The 19,279-nt window shown below is 58.5% G+C and carries 15 protein-coding genes and 3 pseudogenes; 6 read left to right on the top strand and 12 right to left on the bottom strand.

Going from position 1 to position 19,279, the window contains the following annotated elements:
* Positions 1–28: 28 nt before the first annotated feature.
* Positions 29–286, bottom strand: a complete 258-nt coding sequence (locus AC0L2U_RS31090; RefSeq protein WP_473603200.1) for a hypothetical protein — start codon at positions 284–286, stop codon at positions 29–31.
* Positions 287–415: 129 nt separating this feature from the next.
* Positions 416–1,549 carry a KamA family radical SAM protein gene (locus AC0L2U_RS31085; RefSeq protein ID WP_473603199.1) on the bottom strand — a complete coding sequence of 378 codons (1,134 nt, stop codon included), beginning with the start codon at positions 1,547–1,549 and terminating at the stop codon, positions 416–418.
* A 1,477-nt stretch (positions 1,550–3,026) separates the two neighbouring features.
* Here AC0L2U_RS31085 and AC0L2U_RS31080 point away from each other — a divergent pair.
* Complete coding sequence (locus AC0L2U_RS31080; protein ID WP_473603198.1) at positions 3,027–3,431, top strand: hypothetical protein; 405 nt, start codon at positions 3,027–3,029, stop codon at positions 3,429–3,431.
* A 580-nt stretch (positions 3,432–4,011) separates the two neighbouring features.
* The gene (locus tag AC0L2U_RS31075; protein ID WP_473603197.1) at positions 4,012–4,761 is read left to right on the top strand and encodes a class I SAM-dependent methyltransferase; all 750 of its coding nucleotides are present in this window, start codon (positions 4,012–4,014) and stop codon (positions 4,759–4,761) included.
* Between the two features lie 183 nt (positions 4,762–4,944).
* Here AC0L2U_RS31075 and AC0L2U_RS31070 read toward each other — a convergent pair whose 3' ends face one another.
* The 7 genes from AC0L2U_RS31070 to AC0L2U_RS31040 all read right to left on the bottom strand — a co-directional run bounded on the left by AC0L2U_RS31070 (position 4,945) and on the right by AC0L2U_RS31040 (position 13,236).
* The gene (locus tag AC0L2U_RS31070) at positions 4,945–6,435 is read right to left on the bottom strand and encodes a M81 family metallopeptidase (RefSeq protein WP_473603196.1); all 1,491 of its coding nucleotides are present in this window, start codon (positions 6,433–6,435) and stop codon (positions 4,945–4,947) included.
* Between the two features lie 141 nt (positions 6,436–6,576).
* The gene (locus AC0L2U_RS31065; RefSeq protein WP_473603195.1) at positions 6,577–7,620 is read right to left on the bottom strand and encodes a C45 family autoproteolytic acyltransferase/hydolase; all 1,044 of its coding nucleotides are present in this window, start codon (positions 7,618–7,620) and stop codon (positions 6,577–6,579) included.
* A gap of 117 nt (positions 7,621–7,737) precedes the next feature.
* Entirely contained in the window at positions 7,738–8,778 is a 1,041-nt protein-coding gene (locus AC0L2U_RS31060; RefSeq protein WP_473603194.1) for an ABC transporter ATP-binding protein, read from the bottom strand.
* Positions 8,775–9,797, bottom strand: a complete 1,023-nt coding sequence (locus AC0L2U_RS31055) for an ABC transporter ATP-binding protein (protein WP_473603193.1) — start codon at positions 9,795–9,797, stop codon at positions 8,775–8,777. Before AC0L2U_RS31055 ends, AC0L2U_RS31060 begins: the two co-directional genes overlap by 4 nt.
* A 1-nt stretch (position 9,798) precedes the next feature.
* Positions 9,799–10,680 (bottom strand): ABC transporter permease, encoded by an 882-nt coding sequence (locus AC0L2U_RS31050; RefSeq protein WP_473603192.1) that lies wholly within the window; start codon positions 10,678–10,680, stop codon positions 9,799–9,801.
* Between the two features lies 1 nt (position 10,681).
* Positions 10,682–11,623 carry an ABC transporter permease gene (locus AC0L2U_RS31045; RefSeq protein ID WP_473603191.1) on the bottom strand — a complete coding sequence of 314 codons (942 nt, stop codon included), beginning with the start codon at positions 11,621–11,623 and terminating at the stop codon, positions 10,682–10,684.
* Positions 11,623–13,236, bottom strand: coding sequence for an ABC transporter substrate-binding protein (locus tag AC0L2U_RS31040; RefSeq protein ID WP_473603190.1), 1,614 nt, complete (start codon positions 13,234–13,236; stop codon positions 11,623–11,625). The genes AC0L2U_RS31045 and AC0L2U_RS31040 overlap by 1 nt, the downstream gene beginning before the upstream one ends.
* A 419-nt stretch (positions 13,237–13,655) precedes the next feature.
* Between AC0L2U_RS31040 and AC0L2U_RS31035 the strand changes: the two genes are divergently transcribed.
* A complete protein-coding gene (locus AC0L2U_RS31035; protein ID WP_473603189.1) occupies positions 13,656–14,675 on the top strand; it encodes a D-alanine--D-alanine ligase family protein in 1,020 nt (339 codons plus the stop codon).
* Between the two features lie 854 nt (positions 14,676–15,529).
* Here AC0L2U_RS31035 and AC0L2U_RS31030 read toward each other — a convergent pair.
* Positions 15,530–16,108 (bottom strand): annotated as a pseudogene (locus AC0L2U_RS31030) (DDE-type integrase/transposase/recombinase); the annotation flags it as partial.
* A 387-nt stretch (positions 16,109–16,495) separates the two neighbouring features.
* Here AC0L2U_RS31030 and AC0L2U_RS31025 point away from each other — a divergent pair.
* Both AC0L2U_RS31025 and AC0L2U_RS31020 read left to right on the top strand, forming a co-directional pair.
* Positions 16,496–17,518, top strand: a complete 1,023-nt coding sequence (locus AC0L2U_RS31025) for a D-alanine--D-alanine ligase family protein (protein ID WP_473603188.1) — start codon at positions 16,496–16,498, stop codon at positions 17,516–17,518.
* 191 nt (positions 17,519–17,709) lie between these two features.
* Positions 17,710–18,114: a hypothetical protein gene (locus AC0L2U_RS31020; protein WP_473603187.1), complete on the top strand. Its 405-nt coding sequence runs from the start codon at positions 17,710–17,712 to the stop codon at positions 18,112–18,114.
* A gap of 307 nt (positions 18,115–18,421) precedes the next feature.
* Here the strand turns inward: AC0L2U_RS31020 and AC0L2U_RS31015 are convergent.
* Positions 18,422–18,606 (bottom strand): annotated as a pseudogene (locus AC0L2U_RS31015) (transposase); the annotation flags it as partial.
* Positions 18,607–18,899: 293 nt separating this feature from the next.
* Between AC0L2U_RS31015 and AC0L2U_RS31010 the strand changes: the two are divergent.
* Positions 18,900–19,178: pseudogene (locus AC0L2U_RS31010) on the top strand (transposase); the annotation flags it as partial.
* On the opposite strand, the gene AC0L2U_RS31005 reads toward AC0L2U_RS31010, so the two are convergent.
* Positions 19,154–19,279: transposase domain-containing protein (locus AC0L2U_RS31005; protein WP_473603228.1), on the bottom strand; the 126-nt coding region annotated here is incomplete at its 5' end. The pseudogene AC0L2U_RS31010 and the gene AC0L2U_RS31005 sit on opposite strands and share 25 nt — an antisense overlap.

Genomic DNA, 19,279 nt, shown 5'->3' with positions numbered 1-19,279 from the left:
CCTCTCGCAATTGAACACCTTGGCATAGTCACCTTGCGAGCTTGATAAAGCATTTGTGCAGCACCTCGAACCCCATGTTGGATTTGGCCGGGTGACGAGGAGGCTTTGGCCTTGGCGATCGCCGGCCACCGCCGTAATGGCAATAGCCATTGTCAAACACATAGGTGGCGCCCGTCCCGATGGTGATCGTGCGGCGTATCTCGCCGTCTCCTCCAAGCAGCAGGCTGTCAGCGCCGCTTAACTGCACATAGGTCAGGTCGTAGGCGTCGCCGTCGTGGCTATGCACAATTGCCTGGAAGTGACGTAGAGTCGTAGAGTGATCGGTTAAACCAGCTTGTCAAGAATGCTATAGGCTTTGAGAGCAGCCGCGTCGCTTTCTGATTCTCGACAACCATGCCTCGGATGGAAACAGCGCTCACATCGGATCGAGTCTGTCCGGATCTTTCCAAGTTCTCCATTCGTAGTTGCGGAGGACGATATATCCGGGTCCAGATCCTATTAGGTAGTCGGGATTGAGCGGCGTTTTGCCGAGCGGCGTGCAGATTACATATTGCGGCACGGCAAAGCCGGTGGTGTGCCCGCGCAAATTCTCAATAATGTGCATCCCAGTAGCAATTGATGTTCTGAAGTGCTCAGCGCCCCGCACCAAGTCCGCATGGTACAGATAGTACGGTCTCACACGTGCCATAAGGAGTTTGTGGACCAATTCTTTCATAACCTCTACCGTGTCGTTAATTCCTCTGAGGAGCACGGACTGATTCCCGACCGGAACGCCTGCTTCAAGCAACCGTTCGACGGCAAGCTTCGCTTCAGGAGTCACCTCATTGGGGTGATTGAAGTGAGTATTGAGCCAGATGGGATGGTATTTTCTGATCATCTGGCAGAATTCGGACGTGATCCGCTGTGGCATGGTCACAGGAGTTCGGGTGCCGATCCGGATAATCTGAACGTGCTCAAGTTGTCTGAGGCGTGACAGTACGTACTCTATCTTGTTGTCCCCTGTCGTCAGCGGGTCGCCCCCGCTTAACAATACATCCCGAATCCCGGGTCGCTCGGCAATGTACGCTATGCCTCTGTCGATCAGAGTTTGATCGCTAACCATTGAGCCCCGGCCCGCATGAACCTTACGCGAGCAGTGTCTGCAGTAGGTAGCACACAAGTTGGCAATATGGAAAAGTACGCGATCCGGATATCTGTGAATGATGCAACTCACGTCAGTATGTCCCTCCTTCCAAAGAGGGTTTTCGGAACCAACTTCCGATTGGTAGAATGAAGGGAGCTGATCAATATGGAAGACATCGTCAAGCTCCTTTATGTTTGGAATAGCCTGTAGGCGAACCGGGTCGCTCGGGTCGTTCTTATCCATCAGCGAGAGGTAATAAGGTGTCACGCGGAAAACATATCGCTCACCTACCCTGTGGAAAGCTTCCTCTTCGTCCGGCGTAATGCTTATATAATCCTTCAGCCCTTTGAATGTGGTGACGCTGTTAGCGAGTTGCCAACGCCAGTCATCCCAGTCGCTATTTCGTATACCTGTCGTTGCGATCATGCTAGAAACTCCAATTCGAATACTTATCTGTGGGTGAATTTTTGGTCGCGCGATGCACGGTTGACCTGGGAGCGGTCTCATCCAAGGTTCAACAAACGAAAAGCATATTGACAGCGGCCGTTAGTAAAATAACGAGATACGATACTTAGTTTGAAAGGCTTTTCCTTGTGGGCGGTGTTCTCATCGGGTCGCACCGGCTGCAGAACTCGGCCAGAACCTAAGACCAGAACCTAAGATAGGCCGAAGAGCGACGTAAACGGGTTCGATATTCCGGCCAATAGCACTTGGCTTCGGGATGCTTTTGGAGGATGCTTGCCATGCCGTGCCGGCAAAGAGGCGTCAATGACGTAATCACCGCGACGTCGATCTTGAGCGGTTGAGCGGCACACCCGAGCAAGGGTGTGTCGAGTGACCATAGCAATAAAGGCACCAACGAGGGTTGCCTCGAATCGTGTCAAATCGATATCCCGTGGTTGGCGGCTGCATTTCCAGGCTGTTGTGAAATATGATGCGATGCCGCACTGTTCGCGAAAGGCGTCTTGGGCAACAAAAGGCCTCATCATCGTGAATTCTCCAGCGCCGTGCGTTTCTCCTTGTCGCGTCTAGTCCTGTAATACCGTCAAACGTTTTAGCGGCGTCGCCGTGATCTCGGACCAGCTGCCAGGTGCCAGGTGCCATCCGACATGAATGTTTGCGCACAGCTACGGTGTCAAAAATCGTGCCAACTGCGGTGAAAGAACCGCAGATGAAATTGTCTTTATACTGATCAATGGTTTACATGAGAGAATGCAGACGCAAGCCGACCCCAACATCGCGTGTCGCGTACCTGACAAACCCGACAGCAGGCGTCGGAGGCGTTACTTGAGACCGCTATAGGTTGGCCTTGGAGGCCGGCGCCGCATAGGAGGCCAGCTGGCCCGAGCCGTAGCCCAAAGCTTGATGTGATGTCATCGTCGGCTGGGGAGACCACGGGCTCCCGACAACCTACTACCCCCTCCCCAAAAACGAACTCATTATCCGAAACGTCGCCTTTTTGAGAAGAACGATATCGGCTCATCCGTCGTACCACGAAGATCGTCCCCTCGAATTACCTCCTGGTAGGCAATAATCTATTCTCAATGAGCTGTGGGGCGGGCTCGAGCAGGATTTGAATTCCAATGCTATGGTATCGCAGCTGAAACCCCTACCGACGCGCATCGCGACGCTACAGGCGACCGGGCAACGCGATGGTCATTTGTCGAATTCCCCAAGGCTCCGAACATCGGCTTGCAGCCTGTCAAGCGAACGGTTCCCTCGGGGGCAGAGCTTAATATAAATATCATGTGTAGGAATCATGAAGATTAGAATAAATCGTTGAAAGAACCTTAGCGCTTTCTTGACGCATTAGATCTGGAGGAAGTACGTTACCTGTGCAGGAGATGACCGAGTTGTTATATCTCAAGAATCTAATGATTTCTGAATAGGCTGTAAAATAACGATGTTTCTCAAAGCGGACGGGACTGAGGTGTGGCTGCAGAGCTCGACCAAGTTGCCATATATATCCCTCTCTGGATTCATCGAAACGTCGGAGGAGTATGCCACAATTCGACTAAGACTGCGCCAGGCGTATGAGCTGCTTTCTGGAATTGCCTCCGATGACGCATTCCTGGTTCAAGAACTCAAGGACAGCGGCGCTTTGGTCTTCTGCGCCCGGTCCGACAAAAACTGCGCCTTGCTGTTGCTGGGAAAATTTGATCGCGGCCGGGAAACGCGAAAACCGTGTGCTGTTCTCGAGAACCTCGTCGAAATGATCGAGAACAGCGTAGATGGAATCGGCCGGCAAGCGGGCGCGATCATCCGTCTAGAGGTCGTGCAGTCGGAATTGGCAGTGCGTTCCCGCTGAAGGCGGGCGCATGAGCCAGCACATCGTCTTCAGCGATTCCAATTCGCCAGCTTCGAGATCTTGCATTCTTGCATCTCACAAGGAAATGCGATTTGCGAGTTCTCCCTCACTAGATTGGCTTTGACCAGCGCATTGGCGGTAACGAAGAGCTTGCGCATAACCGCGACTATAATTTTGGCGGGTTTGCCCGATGCAATGAGATGCTGGTACTTTTCCCTGAGATCAGGGTTAAAGCGGGCAGCGACGAGAGCGGGCTTATTGAGTGCGCGTCTAACGTTAGCCCTTCCATCTCTGGATGAAGCTTCTGTTCTCCACGGCCCTGATGGCAGGCGACGGAAGCCACCCCTGCCAAGGGTCCGGGGCCTACTTCTACCGCTCGACACTTCTCAATCAACCGAAGCGTTCTGGGACCCGCCACAACGAAGCGGACGCCTGTACGAAGAGGAAGGTCAATCACCGCTGCCGAATATTGAATCCTCATAACAAAGTATTCACAAATGTTCACTTCTCAATCGCTATGGGCTATGCAATACGTTGCCAGATAGATCACAACATCAGCGAATAAACACGGAAATCCGAGATGAGCACCGCCCTTTCTTTGCCCGAGCTGGAGTCACACTTCAGCGAGGACTACCTGCATTTTAGTCATTTGATTAATCCGCCAGAGAGAAGTGACCGGGAAGCAGGAGCAATTTGGGACCTTCTTTCGCTCACACAAGGCGGCTCAGTCCTTGAACTCGGATGCGGTTATGGGCGGATCACCAACCGATTGGCGGAAAAAGGAGCGCGGGTAACTGGACTGGATATGTCGCCAATCTTGCTAAAGAAAGCCGAGGCGGACGCGGCTGAACGCCGGGTAGAAGTGGAGTATGTGCTTGGCGATATGCGCTCCGTTCCTTGGCGGGATCGGTTTGACGCAGCTTTTCTTTGGTACTCGACCTTTGGCTATTTCGATGAAGCGGATAATGAGAAAGTTCTTCATGAAGCCGCATCTGCACTTCGAAAGGGCGGGCGTCTGTTAATCGATCAACTCAATCGCTTCGCTTTGCTACGCGATAGGTCATCTACCTGCCATGTTTTGGAACGTGATGACGATCTAAGAATAGATATACACAGTCATGATGCGCTCACTGATCGTCGAAACTGCGCAAGGATCGTCGTCCGCGATGGACGCGTTAGACGAACGCGTCTTTCTACCAGAATCTATGGGTTTTCTGAACATGTTCGTATGTTACGAAGCGCTGGGTTCGAGACTGTTGAAGCATACGGCCAGGAAGGCGAAGAGTTCACTTCCTATGGACCGCGCCTCGTGGTCGTCGCGCGCAAATAGGTGACCGATTGGGGCGATGGGGTATCACGGCGCGCAGCGCTCCATGCAGGCCTGAACATGCACCATGTCGGCGGGAAAGGCCACGGCAGGGTGCACCGCGCAAATAAGTCGCAGTCTTGGCCAATTAGTCTCGGTAACGATGCCAATAGAGCAGCATCACTTTCCGATCAGTTAAGTCAGCTTTCAAGCGTGTTCGATCTTCATCTCCCGGTCGATCGGGAAGATGGGCCGCGGCACTTTCCGATAAGGCAACTTGTCCAGATGAGTGGTGCAGAGTGCACCGCTGTCGCAAAGGATGATCTTGCCGGCGATCGGCTCGAAGGCGGCCCGGAAATGCTGCTGGGACTTGAGCGCGACTACGGTCTTGGCAGCGGGGTCGATGCCGAAAGCGCGGAACTGTTGCAAGTCCAGCATCTGTCCGCCCCCGCTCACTACTAAGATCTCGATGCCGCCGACCCGCAGGACCGCGGTCTCGCCCCAGGAAAAATGCAACCCGCCGATCTGCGGACCGTCGCCGGTGTAAGAGCCGTCGCTGATCAGACGAACCTCTCCTTCGAGTTCCAGCGGTGTGCCGCCGAAGCGCGGATCGGACTTGCCGCCCAGCTTCACCTTCACGTGGTCGCCCGCCTTGTGGCGATGGAGATGCTTGGCGGTCTCCGGATCGAACATCGGTCCGAAAGCGGCATCGGTGATCCCAGCGTCGAGGAGCGCCTTCAGCAGATTGGTCGAATCGCCATAGGCGCCGGCACCCGGATTATCGGCGTAATCGGCGATGATAAGAGGGCCCTCGTCACTCTTGTATCCTTTCGCAATGTCGGCCGCCTCCTCGACTGGCATGAAATAATCAATTATGTCGAAGCGCTTTTCCCAAATATCGTCAGCAATTGACTCGGCGAAGGCGCGATGATTGGCCTCGTTGCCGTCATAAGTGACGGTGACCGTGGGGCCGACCTCGCGGATGTCGGCACAGCCGAATCCGGAATTGATGCTGACGGCAAAAACGCCGGGCTCCTTCTCATAAGCGATGGCTTTGGCTATCCGATCGACCATCGGACCAACATCTGTCCGTCCGCTATTCGCCTCTCGTAGCATCGGTGGATGAACGCGCAAGGTGCGTGGGCGAATCTCGCCCTTCATCGCGCGCTGAAGGATGTCGCCAGCCTGGCGACCGACTTTGCGCATCTCAACATGAGGGTATGTTTTGTCGGATACGACGATATTGGCGAGCTCGCACATCTTGGACGTAACGTTGGCGTGGGGATCGAGCGTGATCGCAATCGGAATACTCGGACCGACCGCGGCGCGCAGTCGATCCAAGAGCTCACCCTCCCCGTCCTCGCAAAATTCCGTCACCATCGCACCGTGAAGGCCGAGTAGGATGCCATCAAGTTTCCCCCTGCGCTCCGCGGCCGCTGCGACGATGGCCCCGCCTAGGCGATCGAAAGCGTCGCGCGTCACAACGAAACAGTCGGCGCTGGCGCTGAGCACATGAATTTGTTTCCAGCTGTAGTCGCGCGCGCAATCCCCGAAGCCGGCAAGCTCGGTATTGGCGTCTCCACGCTCCTTTACAGCATTGTCCCCCAACAAACAGTGGAAGGCATCATAGTCGACGCGATTCTTATTGAAGGTGTTGGATTCAGTCGAGAATTCAGCGGTCAAAACAGTGAATGTCATGATGAAGTTTCCTGTCGGCAGGTGAATGCAACGGTTGTTGGTAGGCGGAGAAGTCGGTCACCGAACCGGCGGCCCTCGTAGGCTTAGCTTTCGCTCAGTGAGATCCGGAGTTGTTTTGTGAAAGCGTAAGGGTCCTTCGATTTAGATGACGCGCATCGTTCCGCTTAGCGTGTCGCGCTCGTGTGGCGCGGCGTGGATGCGCCATTCGATGCGATCAAGGAAAAGCTCGAAGACGCCCGTGGCCAGGGTGCTTCCGTTTTTTCCGTTCTTATAGATAGGAGTGGTCTCATCGAACAGCACCGTCTCCGCGCCGCCCGCAAGCGCGCCTTCCGCAATCATTCGGTCTGCCGCTTCCTGTCGATCGCGCGAAGAGAGACTGATCGTCTGCTTCAAGCTGTCGAATTCCCCACAAAGCATGTGGTTCGCGTGGGCTCGGGGCGAGGTGACCTCCCGAACGGCGCAGCCTGAGGCCGGCGCCTCGACGGATACGAGCCGACGCGTCTTCGCCTCACCGAGATTGTGATGGTAGCCGCTGGCGCGGTCCTTGCGTTTCAGAATTTCGATCGCTTCGTCCAGCCCTTTCGCGTCCAGCGTCGCGCGATTGATGAAATGCCGCGGCACACCAGGCTGATGGTCGTTGGGGTGTATGTTGTTCATAGCCTGGACGAGGCCGGCTTGGTTCAGGCCGAAACTCCCCGCCAGGTTGCCGGGATACGTGAAGCTGCTCCAAGCCAGGCCCTCGTCGGGATCGGCCTCGACCCAGAGACAGGCGCCGAGATACTCCGCCTCACCATCTTCATTGTGGGCGAGTATCGTCGGGCCGTCTCCTTCTGCCGGAATCAGGAGCGAGGTGCAGCCCATGGTGGCGACGACTTTCGTCGTCGGGGAGACGTTGTCGGGAAGCGGTAGGTCTTGCGCGCAGTTCCAAAGGAACATCGGCTCGAAATTTTGCCCAGCACCCGCGGCGATGCCCTCGATCTCGCGCACAAAGCGGGGATAGGCCGAGCGGGCCGCTGATTCAAGAGTCTTCAGATAGTCCGATCCGCGCCAGTGGGCGTGCAGCGCGCGAGATTCCTCGAGGCGCAGAGCATGTTCGAGAAAACCGGCGCTGGCCCGCCCGATCGCGAAGCCGATGGAGAACGCGTCGCCCTTAGCCCGAACGCGCGTAATGGTATTTGTGGACATAGTGGTTTCCGCTTTCTGCGAGGTTATCATGAAACTTAGATCTTCATGTCCCAGTCGATCGGGAAGATCGGCCGCGGCACGTTCCAAAGGCGCGAGCGTTTCCGAACACTTGTCTTACTATCGCCATGAGACGCTCCTTTCAGGTGCCATGCGGGCCCCTGCAGCGGGCGGGGCCGCGATATCTGTAGCCGGAGCGCGCACATGACAGGCCACGACGCGCCCGTCCGCCATTGGCACCAAAGGTGGCACTTCGATGCGGCAGCGCTCGACGGCGAGCGGGCAGCGCGGGTGGAACGCGCACCCGCTCGGCGGATTGATCGGGCTTGGCACCTCGCCCTCGACGGGCGCCTCCAGCCGAACCCGCGTCGGATCGGGCACCGGCGCTGCCGCGATCAGCGCCCCGGTGTAGGGATGGACCGGCTTGGCAAAAAGCGCCTCGCACGGCGCAAGCTCCACGATCCGCCCCAGATACATGACCGCGACGCGGTGGCCGATATGCTCCACCACGCCAAGGTCATGCGAGATGAAGACGAAGGCGATGCCCATCTGCTGCTGGAGATCCAGAAGCAGATTCAAGATTTGTGCCTGCACGGAGACGTCGAGGGCTGAGACGGCCTCGTCGGCGATGATGAGCGAAGGCTGGAGCGCCAGCGCCCGCGCAATGCCGAGCCGCTGGCGCTGGCCGCCCGACAGTTCGGACGGAAGCCTGTGCATCATCTCGGGCGACATTCCAACCTTTCGCAGAAGGTCCGCGGCAAGCGCGTCGCGCTTCCTGCGGCTCAGGCGCTCGAAGTTCCCGACCGGTTCGGTAATGATCTGTCCTGCGGTGAGCCGCGGGTTCAGCGACGAATACGGATCCTGGAACACCATCTGCATGCGCCGCCGCCAGTCCCGAAGCGTGTTCTTGTTGAGGCCCGCGATATCGGTGCCCTCGAGCAGCACGCGCCCGTCCGTCGGCTCCGTCAGTCGCATCAGCAGCCGCGCGACGGTGGATTTGCCGCAGCCGGACTCGCCAACGATGCAGAGCGTCTCGCCCGCCTCGACCGAGAAGGAAACATCCTGCACGGCCCGCACCACCGGGACCTCCTTGCAGAAGATCCCCGCGCCAAGCGGATAATGCTTGGTCAGATTCTCGACTTTCAGCAGAGGACCGTTCATGCGCCCATCACCTCTTCGGCGCGCCAGCAGGCCGCGGCGTGGCCCGACCCGACATCTCGCAGGGCGGGCGCCTTGTCGCGGCAAATGTCGATCGCGAACGGGCAGCGAGGCGCAAAGCTGCAGCCGACGATGGGCTCGCGCAGGCTTGGCACGATGCCGGGAATTTCTGGAAGGCGGCGCTGTCGGCCGCGCCGCCGGTCGGGCACCGATCGCATGAGCCCCTGGGTGTAGGGATGTGCCGGACGCGCAAACAGATCTATGACGTTGGCTTGTTCTACGATCCGGCCAGCATACATCACGATCACGCGCTGGCATGTCTCGGCGACAACGCCCAGGTCATGCGTGATGAACATCACGGCCGTTCCCGTGCGCTCCTTCAGATCGATGATGAGCCGCAGGATCTGCGCCTGGATGGTGACGTCGAGCGCCGTCGTCGGCTCGTCGGCAATCAACAGTTCCGGCGAGCAGGCGAGCGCCATGGCGATCATGGCGCGCTGGCGCATACCGCCCGACAGCTCGTGAGGGTAGTTGCTGACGCGCCGCTCGGGGTCGGCGATGCGGACGAGGCGGAGCATCTCTTCTGCCCTGGCTAGTGCAGCCGAGCGGGAGGCGCCCGTGTGGATTTCCACCGCCTCGGCGATCTGCCGTCCGACCGTGTGAACCGGGCTCAGGCTCGTCATGGGATCCTGGAAGATCATGGCGATCTTGTTGCCACGGATCCTTCGCATCTCACGATCGGACAGATCCAGCAGGTTGCGCCCGTGAAAGCGGACCGTGCCACCGACGATCTCGGCGGTCAGTTTCGGCAGCAGACGCAGGATCGAGAGGGCGGTGACGCTCTTGCCGCATCCGGATTCGCCGACCACGCCGAGCGTCTCGCCTTTCATCACCTGGAAGCTGATGCCGCCCAGGGCGCGGGTGACGCTCTCCTCGCCAAAAAAATGTGTCTCGAGATCCCGGACATCGAGGAGTACGTCATTCGCGATGGCTCTATCCTCCATGAAGTTCTGCATCAGCATCTCAGCGCCTCCGCTTCGCGCGGGGGTCGAAGAGGTCGCGCAGGCCATCCCCAAGCAGGTTGACGGCGAGGACTGTGACCGCAAGACAGATGCCGGGGGCGAAGACCGTCAAGGGCGCGATGGCGAGATAGAGGCGCGAGCCAGAAATCATGTTGCCCCAGCTCGGGATCCCCGGCGGCACGCCCACGCCGAGGAAGCTCAGCCCGGCCTCGGTCAGGATCGCGCTGGCGCAGACGGTGGCGCTTTGCACCATCAGCGGCGGAATGGTGCTCGGCAAGATATGGCGCCACAGGATCTTCGGCAGCCGCGCGCCGCCGCAGAGCGCGGCCTCGACATAGGGGCGCTCGCGCACACCGAGGACCACCGAGCGGACCAGCCGCGCGACGGCGGGCGTCTCGGGGATCGCGATGGCGACGATGAGGATGCCGATGCCGGGCCCTGTCAGGGAGATGAGCGCGATGGCCAGCAGGAAGGTCGGGATCGACATCAGCGCGTCCATGACCCGCATGATGACATTGTCGAATGCTCGGACATAGCCGGCGACGATACCGATCAGGAGCCCGGCACAAGCCGCCAACAGCGCCGATATCAGACCGACCAGAAGCGAGATGCGCGCCCCGAAAATGGTTCGGGCAAACACGTCCCGGCCGAGATTGTCGGTCCCGAACCAGTGTTCATCAGAGGGCGGCTGCAGGCGTTTGAATGGATCCATGTTCTGTGGATCGCCGGCGTAAAACGGCGCGGCCAGCGCCAGAAGGATCAGGAGCAAGAGGAGACCGCCGCCGATCACGACCAGCGGATGCCGCCTTACCAGGCGGGGAAGATCGGATCGCTGCAGCCGACCGATCGGCACGGCGTCAACCGGTGCGGAAAGAAGCGTCATATCAGTACCGGATGCGGGGATCGATCAGGGTGTAGGCGAGATCGACCGTGAGATTGATGAGGACGTAGAGACCCGACACCAGGATGAGCACGCTCTGGATGATCGGGTAGTCGCGGTTGTTGATCGCATCGACCACGAGACGCCCGATGCCGGGTAGGTTGAACACGGTTTCGGTGAGCACGACCCCGCCAATGAGCCAAGCGAAGCTCAGGCCGATCACGGTCAGGATCGGGACCCCGGCATTCTTCAGAGCGTGATGGAAAAGCATGGCATAGGACGAGGCGCCCTTGGCGGCGGCCGTCCGCATATAGTCTTCCGACAGGACCTCGAGCATGCTTGCCCGCGTGATCCGGGCGAAGAAGGCAATATAGCCGAGACCCAACGCCACGGTGGGCATGATCAGGTGCCCGAACCAGGGGCCGAGGCCGGCAGCGATCGGCACATAGCCCTGGACCGGGAACCAGTGCAATCTGATCGCGAGAAAGTAGATCAGAAAAAAGCCGATGACAAAGACCGGCACGGAATAGGCAAATGCCGAGAAGGCGGTGAGGATGTGGTCGATGAGACCGCCGGTCCGCCAGGCGGCGAGGATCCCGAAGCAGACCCCGACCGTCACCGACAGGATCATCGTCAGGATCGACAGGGAAAGGGTCGGTTCAAGCCGTTGCGAGATCAGCTCGAGAACCGGGCGTCCGGCAAAGATCGAGGTGCCGAAATCGCCGCCGAGCATGGCGCGCACCCAACGGATGAACTGAACCGGCATCGGATCGTTCAGCCCCAGTTGCTCGCGTATGCCGGCAATCATCTCCTCCGTCGCCGCCCGGCCGGCAATCATCGCCGCCGGGTCCCCGGGCGCCAGCCGGAGCAGAAGGAAGATGAAGATCCCGACCATCGCCATGACGGCGATGGCCGAAACCAGCCTGCGAAGGATATACGCCGCCATCAGTTAGAGGCTTTCTGCATATTCCAAAACGGGACATAAGACGGAAAGCCGATGATACCCGTCAGGGTCTTGCGGCGCGCGATTGGCTGGACCTGCTGACCCAGGGGAACCTGAGGCACGTAGTCCCACCATATACGCTGCATCTTGCGGGCCAGCGCCAAGCGCTCTTCGAGCGTTTCTAAATCTACCCATTTAGTTCGGAGAGCCTCATATTCGTCGTTTTGAGGCCAACCGTACCAAGCTTTTGAGCCATTCATTTGCAGGATAGGGTTGGTGGCAACTTGGGGCCAGTTCGCTTCAGCCTCGCCAGTAATGAAGATGCTCCAGCCTCCTTCTTCTACGGACTCTCGTAAATCGCGGCGCGCGACCAGCCCGCTCCAGTCGCTTGGCGCAAGCTCGGCATTGACCCCAATCTTCTGCAATGCAGCTGCCAGAAGCAGAGACATATTGCTTGCCTCCGCCCAGTCCGTCGACTGCAGGATCACGACTTTCTCGCCTGCATATCCCGCTTCCTCGAAGAGTTGCTTCGCTTTTTCTGGATCGCCGCCCTTCTTGTACCATTCTGTGTTTTCGTCGTTGGTCAGCGGCGTCTCGTTCCCAAACATCGACGTGACAGGTTTCACATATTTTGAGTCACCAAAGCCAGCGCGCACCATAGCCTCTTGGTCGATCAGATGAAGCATCGCTTGGCGTGCCTTCACGTTGTCGAAGGGCTTTTGCAGACAGTTCATGCGCAGGAACAGGTCCTGACCCTTTTTGTCCAGAACCTGGAGTTCAATGTTGGGATCGCTCTCGATGACACGCAAAAGATCGAGCGGCGGCGAAAACAAGAAATCAACCTCACCTGCTTGCAAGGCCGCAAGAGCAGTCTGCTGATCGGCGACCAAACCATTGTCCCAGATGACGTGATCGACTTTCACGATCTTCCCGCCGGCCAGTCCGTCGGCGGGCTCGTTGCGTGGAACGTATTTTTCATTGCGGTCGTACGTGAAGCTCGCGCCCGGCCTGGCAAGAGCATGATTGAAGGTGAACGGGCCCGATCCGATATTCGCGGTCACCGGCTCCGTTGGAGACAGACTTGCGTCCTTCTCGCGCATGATGAAGGGACCACTCAGGATGGTGAGCAGCGCCCCCAACGGTTCCTTGAGCACGATGACGAAGGTCCTGTCATCTTTTTTCGAGATGTCCTGGAGCCACGAGGTGAGCAGATGCCCGGCGGCCGTCTTTTGGCTCCAGCGACGGATCGAGGCCACGCAGTCCGCAGCGGTAACAGGGGTGCCGTCGTGCCACCCTAGACCATCGCGGAGCTCGAACGTATAGGTTTTCTTGTCGTCCGATACGCCCCAGTTGCCCACCATCTGCGGATGCGGCTCAAAGTTCGAGTCGGGCGCGAATAGTTTATCGTAAATCGCATAGGCATGCATGTGGGTAAAGTCGGACGTTGCAACGACCGGGTCAAAGGCACCCAGGGTGCCTATCACCATGCGCACTGTCCCAGCGTCGGCCGTCGGGGTTTGTGCCCGCAGGACCGATGGGATCGATAATGCCGTTCCAAAGGCTATACCTGCTTTCATAAGGCCCCGGCGAGAGATCTTGTGTTCGATCAGTTTCATAGGAATTCCCCTTTGATTGCTGTTTCTTCTCACTGACGCGAGTCGCAGCCGGGCCGCGTATCCGCCGGGTCCGGAACTTTATTATCGCGCCAAGCTCCGCTCCGTCGCTGCCGAAAAGCTAATGCGCCATTTCCCCAAAACCGGGCGCGAGTCATTCAGAACACAACTTGGATACACAGTCAATTCGTTTGTCCGATTTCAAATGTCTATGTTCGAAACCCGACACACTGGAGCGCATGTATTCCGCCGGCGCCGCGCGCGAAACATATGGTTGTCTCGCCTTGTCCCAAATCTCTTCAGTGGCACGCCGATTGCACGAGATCCGGTGAAGGCACGCGGGCACTAGACAATCCGGTCCAGTGATCAGCCGACTAAGTTCGAGCCAATGATAGCGGGCAAAAAAATCAAAGGAGTAGCTCATGCGAGTAGCCGTTGTTACGAACAGAGACGTTACGGGCGTGATTAACCGGTTCGGCCAGCCTCTTCCGCAGCCGCCGCAGCCTTGGCCAGAGTCGGACCGCGACAGCATGGTGGTGGCGGCGTTGCAAGAGGGGGGCCACGAGGTGCTGCTGTGCGAGGGCGATAAAGGACTGCTCGCTACGCTCGAGCGGTTCATGCCGCCCGATTCGCAAGCCCGCCCGTCGGGATTCGTCTTCAACTTGGCGAGTGGGATCCAGGGCGAGTCCCGTTTCTCCCAGGTTCCTGCCATGCTCGAGATGGCCGGCGTTCCCTACATTGGAGCGAGCCCGCTCGGACATGAGCTTGCCAACGACAAGGTGGTCACCAAGATACTTATCCGCGACCGCGGTGTGCCGACGCCAAACTTTCGGGTGATGCGTCGAGGCTCTGAAAATACCGGCGACCTGAGATTTCCATTAGTAGTGAAGCCGCCTCGTGAAGGTGACAGCCTCGGATTGCAGCTCGTCCATGAACCTGCTGAGCTAACGCGGGCCGTGGAAGTGATTGTCGAGCAGTATGCGCAGGATGCGCTCGTTGAAGAATACATCGAGGGGAGGGAAATCAACGTTCCACTGCTTGGAAACGGAGAACCCGAAGTATTGCCTCTTGTCGAGCATGACTTCGGCGACCGAGCAACGCGTCTTATGACCTGGGAAGCGAAATACGTGGCGGCTACGGCAGCGGCGAAGAATTGCCCGGCAGAGATCGGGGGCAGGCTTGCGACGGCCCTACGGGAAATTTCGATTGCGACATTCCGCGCTTGCCATTGCCGGGACTATGCCCGCGTCGACGTTAGGATCGACCGCTCCGGCCAGCCTTTTGTCCTAGAGATCAATGCCAATCCGTCCCTCGCAAAGGGCGGATCATATTGCGTGGCTGCGAACACGGCCGGACACAGCTACTCGAGCTTGATCAATCGCATCCTGGATGTCGCCCACACTCGCTATTTCGGAACCGCTACCCCCCAGGGCCGAACGTGACTCTGCGGGTAGCGCGGCGAGGCTGTTATTCTGCCGCATGGTGAGGTAGGCACGGACCATGGATTGGACGCTTCCTACCCACTCGGACGTGCACGCGCAGACGACCTGACCGGGTCAATGGACGCCGAGCTCGGTGGCGCAGAAAGTATCGACGATCCAGTTGTCTTGAACCATTGACCACGGAGGCCGTCCCAGCGGTGTCTTCGGATATGGGATCGACTGCGAGCGGCGGACGTAGCGCAAGGCGCTCCTAACGGCTTGGAAATTTTGGCACTCGCCTTCCCTCGTCGATTGAAGAGCGCCCTGCGTTCTGCGCCGGAGAATCCTTCCTCGGAAGGAAGACGCCGAGTATGTGGCCATGATCCGCCGGTAAGGCAGACTTGGATGGAATTGAGAAGCAAAGCTGGATGCGATAGTAAAGTTTCGCCGTTCTTCAGCCGGGCAACTCATCGTTCAGGGTCTGGTTCTCGGCGCGTAGCGCCTGGTTCACGATCTCAAGACTCTCCACCCAGGCTTGACACCTCGCGATCAGCGCAGCAATCAGCCCGCGGAGATGCGCTCGGAGCGATGAGGAGCACAGGATGGCAAAACACAACCGGCCATCCTACGGCCGCCTTGGTTCTGAACTCGGTCGAGCGGGACTATCTGGAGCGGCAGGTCCGGCGTCGGCGCGCAGCGCGATCGATACCGGAGCGGTGCCAGATCATTCTTCGATGGGCTGACGGTGTCCCCAGCAAGGTCGTAGCAGCCGAGTTGGGCGTGGACTAACACACGGTCAGCAAATGGCGACGACGTTTCTGTCAGAAGGCTGAGCAGACCTTATGTGGCGAACTTTAGATCATGAGTAGCATGCCCTCCTCCAGCTTTGCAGCGGCGTCGGCAAGGGTAAGGACCAGTGGGCGTTCAGGCACTCCGCCCTGAATCGGCCGTTGAAAGCTTCGATGTAGGTGTTGTCAGCGGGCTTTCCCGGCCTGCTGAAGTCGAGCGTCATGCCTTTCGCGTAGGCCGAGAGACGAACTCGGAGCCTTGGTCGACACGGATCGTCTTCGGATAGCCGATCTTCGGTCAGACCTGTTCCAGCGCCCTAAACCGCGGGTAGAGCACAGGCACATAACGGGAGAACGTCTCGACGACCGTCAGCATCTTCTTGCCCGTCGCGAGCTGATCGTGGACGAAGTCCATCGCCCAGACGTCGTTTGGGCCGACGGCTTCCTCCCGGCCTTCCCGCAGCTTCGCCTTCGCACGTGCCTTCGGAGTCTTGTTCCTGAACTGCAGGTCTAAGTCCCTGTAATTTGATAGGATCGCTTCATGTTGATGTCACAGACCCCTCGCGCGTGAGCACTACGTGCACGCGCCCGTATCCGGAAGCGGACCCGGGTGGCGCAGATTTCCTTGATTCGAGCTTCGATGTCGTCCTGATCACGGCGGCAGGAATAAATTGATCGTCTTCTGCTCCTCCCAGCCATAGGGATGTTACCGCGGAAAACTCCACTTTCGAACGATCCAGTTTTCAGGAACTGGCGGCGCTATCGGGATTGCACAACGAGATCGGGGCCCTATGCCCGATCGCCCCATGTGGGCGTTCCTCAATCTCTGCGCCAATCCAATGTTCCAAACCTTACCCACTGAGGCGCAAGTGTTCCGCCGGCGCGACGCGAAACACATGGTTCGTCTCCCTTGTTGGGGCAAGGTCTTCAGTGGCACGCCCATTGCACGAGACCCGGTGAAGGCACGCGGGCACTAGACCATCCGGTCCGGTGATCAGCCAACCAAGTCCGAGCCAATGAACTGATAGCAGGCAAAAATCCAAGGAGTAGCTCATGCGGGTCGCCATTGTATCGAACAGTGATTTTACGGGCGTGATCAACCGGTTAGGTCAGCCTTATCCGCAGCCTGAGGCGCCACAGCAGCCTTGGCAGCAGCCAGCGCACGGGACAGTCGAAATGGTGATGGCGGCCCTCCAAGAGCGCGGTCACGAGACGCTGTTGTGCGAAGGCGACAAAGGACTGCTCGCTACGCTAGAGCGGTTCATGCCACCCGACCCGCAAGCCCGCCCTTCCGGAATCGTCTTCAACCTGGCTGAGGGAATCCAGGGCGAAAAGCGTGAAACCCACGTTCCTGCCATGCTTGAGATGGCTGGTGTTCCGTACACGGGATGTAGCCCGCTCGGGATTGGGCTGACGTGCGACAAAGTCATCACCAAAATGCTCATCCGGGGTCGCGGCGTGCCGACGCCGAACTTTCGCGTGATGCGTTGTGGCACCGAGAGTACTGGCAACCTGCGATTCCCAGTAGTAGTGAAGCCGCGCCACGAAGGCTCCAGCTTCGGATTGCAGCTCGTACATGAACCTGCTCAGTTGAGGCAGGCAGTGGAAGTGATCGTCACTCAGTATGCGCAGGATGCGCTCGTGGAAGAATACATCGACGGGCGGGAAATCGCCATCGGGTTGCTGGGAAACGGAGAGCCGGACGTGTTTCCTCCGGTGGAGCACGACTTCGGCGACCGCGAAGCGCGTCTTATGACGTGGGAGGCGAAGTACGTGGCGGCCGCGACGCCGCCGCAGATTTGTCCGGCGCAAATCGGGAGCAGCCTTGCGACTGTGCTGCGGGATATTTCGGTTGCGACCTTCCGTGCCTGTCAGTGCCGGGACTACGCCCGCGTCGACCTCAGGATTGATTGCACCGGCCAGCCCTTTGTCCTAGAGATGAACTCGATGCCAGGACTCAGTATGCACTCCTCTTATGTCCTGGGCGCGATGACTGCCGGACACAGCTACTCGAGCTTGATCAATCGCATCCTCGATGTCACCCACACGCGTTACTTCGGAATCGGCATCCCCTAGGCTGAACTGAGGTTTCGGAAAGTCGCGGACACGAATTCCATTGGACAGCGATTTCACTAGGAGCGCCTTATATGACAGCAAGATCCCGTCGATCGATGATGGCAAGAAGATAGTGACGACTACGCTCTGCAGCGCTGCCACCGTACTCTGTTGCTTAGACTTTTGACCTCTGAAACAGCGGGGAGATCGAGATGTTTTATAAGGCGGACTTGACTGAAGTATGGCTGCGGAGCTCGACGAGGTTGCCGTATCTATCCCTCGCTGGCGTGATCGAAACTTCGGAGGACTATGCCACAATTCGCCCGAGGCTGTGCCAGGCCTATAAGTTGCTTTCCGGCATCGCCTCCGACGACGCATTCCTGGTGCGGGAACTCGGGGAAGGCGGCGCTTTGGTCTTCTGCGCCCGACCCGACAAGAATTGCGCCTTGCTGCTGCTGGGAAAAACTGACCGCGGCCGGAAGTGGCGAAAACCCTGTGGTGTTCTCGAAAACTTCGTCGAAATGATCGAGAACAGCGTAGATGGAATCGGCCGGCAAGCCGGTGCGACCATCCGTGTGGAGGTCGTGCAGCCCGAGTTGGCAATGCGTGCCCGCTGACGGAGAGGTTGTGAGCCAGTACATCGTCTTCGTTAACCACCAATTGGCTGGGATCGAGCATGCATCTCGCCAAGCAGCGCATTGCGGGCCTCTCTTACCAGATCCGGCTTGTCGAGATGGAGCGCGTCAAGTCATGGTGCCTGCGTTGACGTGGGACGAGGACTGGATCTGGACCAGGGAGCGTGGGATCAGGGCCTCATGTTCGGGTCCGCGCGGCCTTCTTCGGCAAGGCTTCGAAGGACGCGCTCGGCGAGAGCTAGACCCACGGGGACTGTCAGGAATGTCTTGTGCGTGAGGCCGGTTGTCATCATTGGCTGACGAACCTTTCGCCGAAGACGGCGGCGAATTGTGTCCTAGCCTCGAACCCCTCGCGCGGGGCGCGTTTCCATTCCTCGGCGGCGTGGTTGAGAACCCGATATAGAGCTTCATTGCGGCGTCGTCATTGGGAAAGTGACCGCGCGTTCGCACGGCCCGCCGCAGCTTTGAGTTCAGCTGACCTGCCACTGAGAATTTCCTCCATCTGAGATCAGAGTCCGGGCCTCGATTGAAGGACGGACTGATGAAGAGAAAGCGGTTTACGGAAGAGATGGGGTATTCGGTTCAGCTCCCTGAACATCTGGCCCCTTTTCGGATCATGACGTTTGTCTGATGCTCAGAGCCGACCTTGCAAGAGGAGATTGGCATGAGCGTTTATGCAGGACTGGATACTTCACTCGACGCGGTAGCTATTTGCGTTATCGCCGAGACCGGCGAGATGCTGTGGCAGGGGAAGGTGCTCGGTGACCGGTGCGTATCTCGGCCTCACACCGCGAAGATACCAGTCTGGAGAAGTCGACAGGGTCGGTCGCATCACCAAAGTGGGTGACAGTGAGACGCGAACGGCCTTGTTCGAGGCGGCCAACGTCATCCTGCGCCCGACGACCCGATGGTCGAGCATGAAGGCTTGGGCAATGAAGATTGCCAATCGACAGGGTGCCCGACGTGCGAAGGTCGCCCTGGCCAGACGAATGGCAGTCATCCTTCACCGTAAGCGATGTTCTCAGGCCACTGCGCTGAGTTCGTGAGCCTGGATGTAGGCCCATGGCAAGAGGTCGTCGATCTGGCTGTTCGGGTGGCCATTGACGATCCTGGTGAGGACATCGGCGAGATAGCCGAGGGGCTCGAC

It is taken from the genome of Mesorhizobium sp. WSM4808 (genome assembly GCF_055811675.1).
Note: the sequence above shows the minus strand (reverse complement) of the source record. Positions and strands in the feature narration are given on the sequence as shown.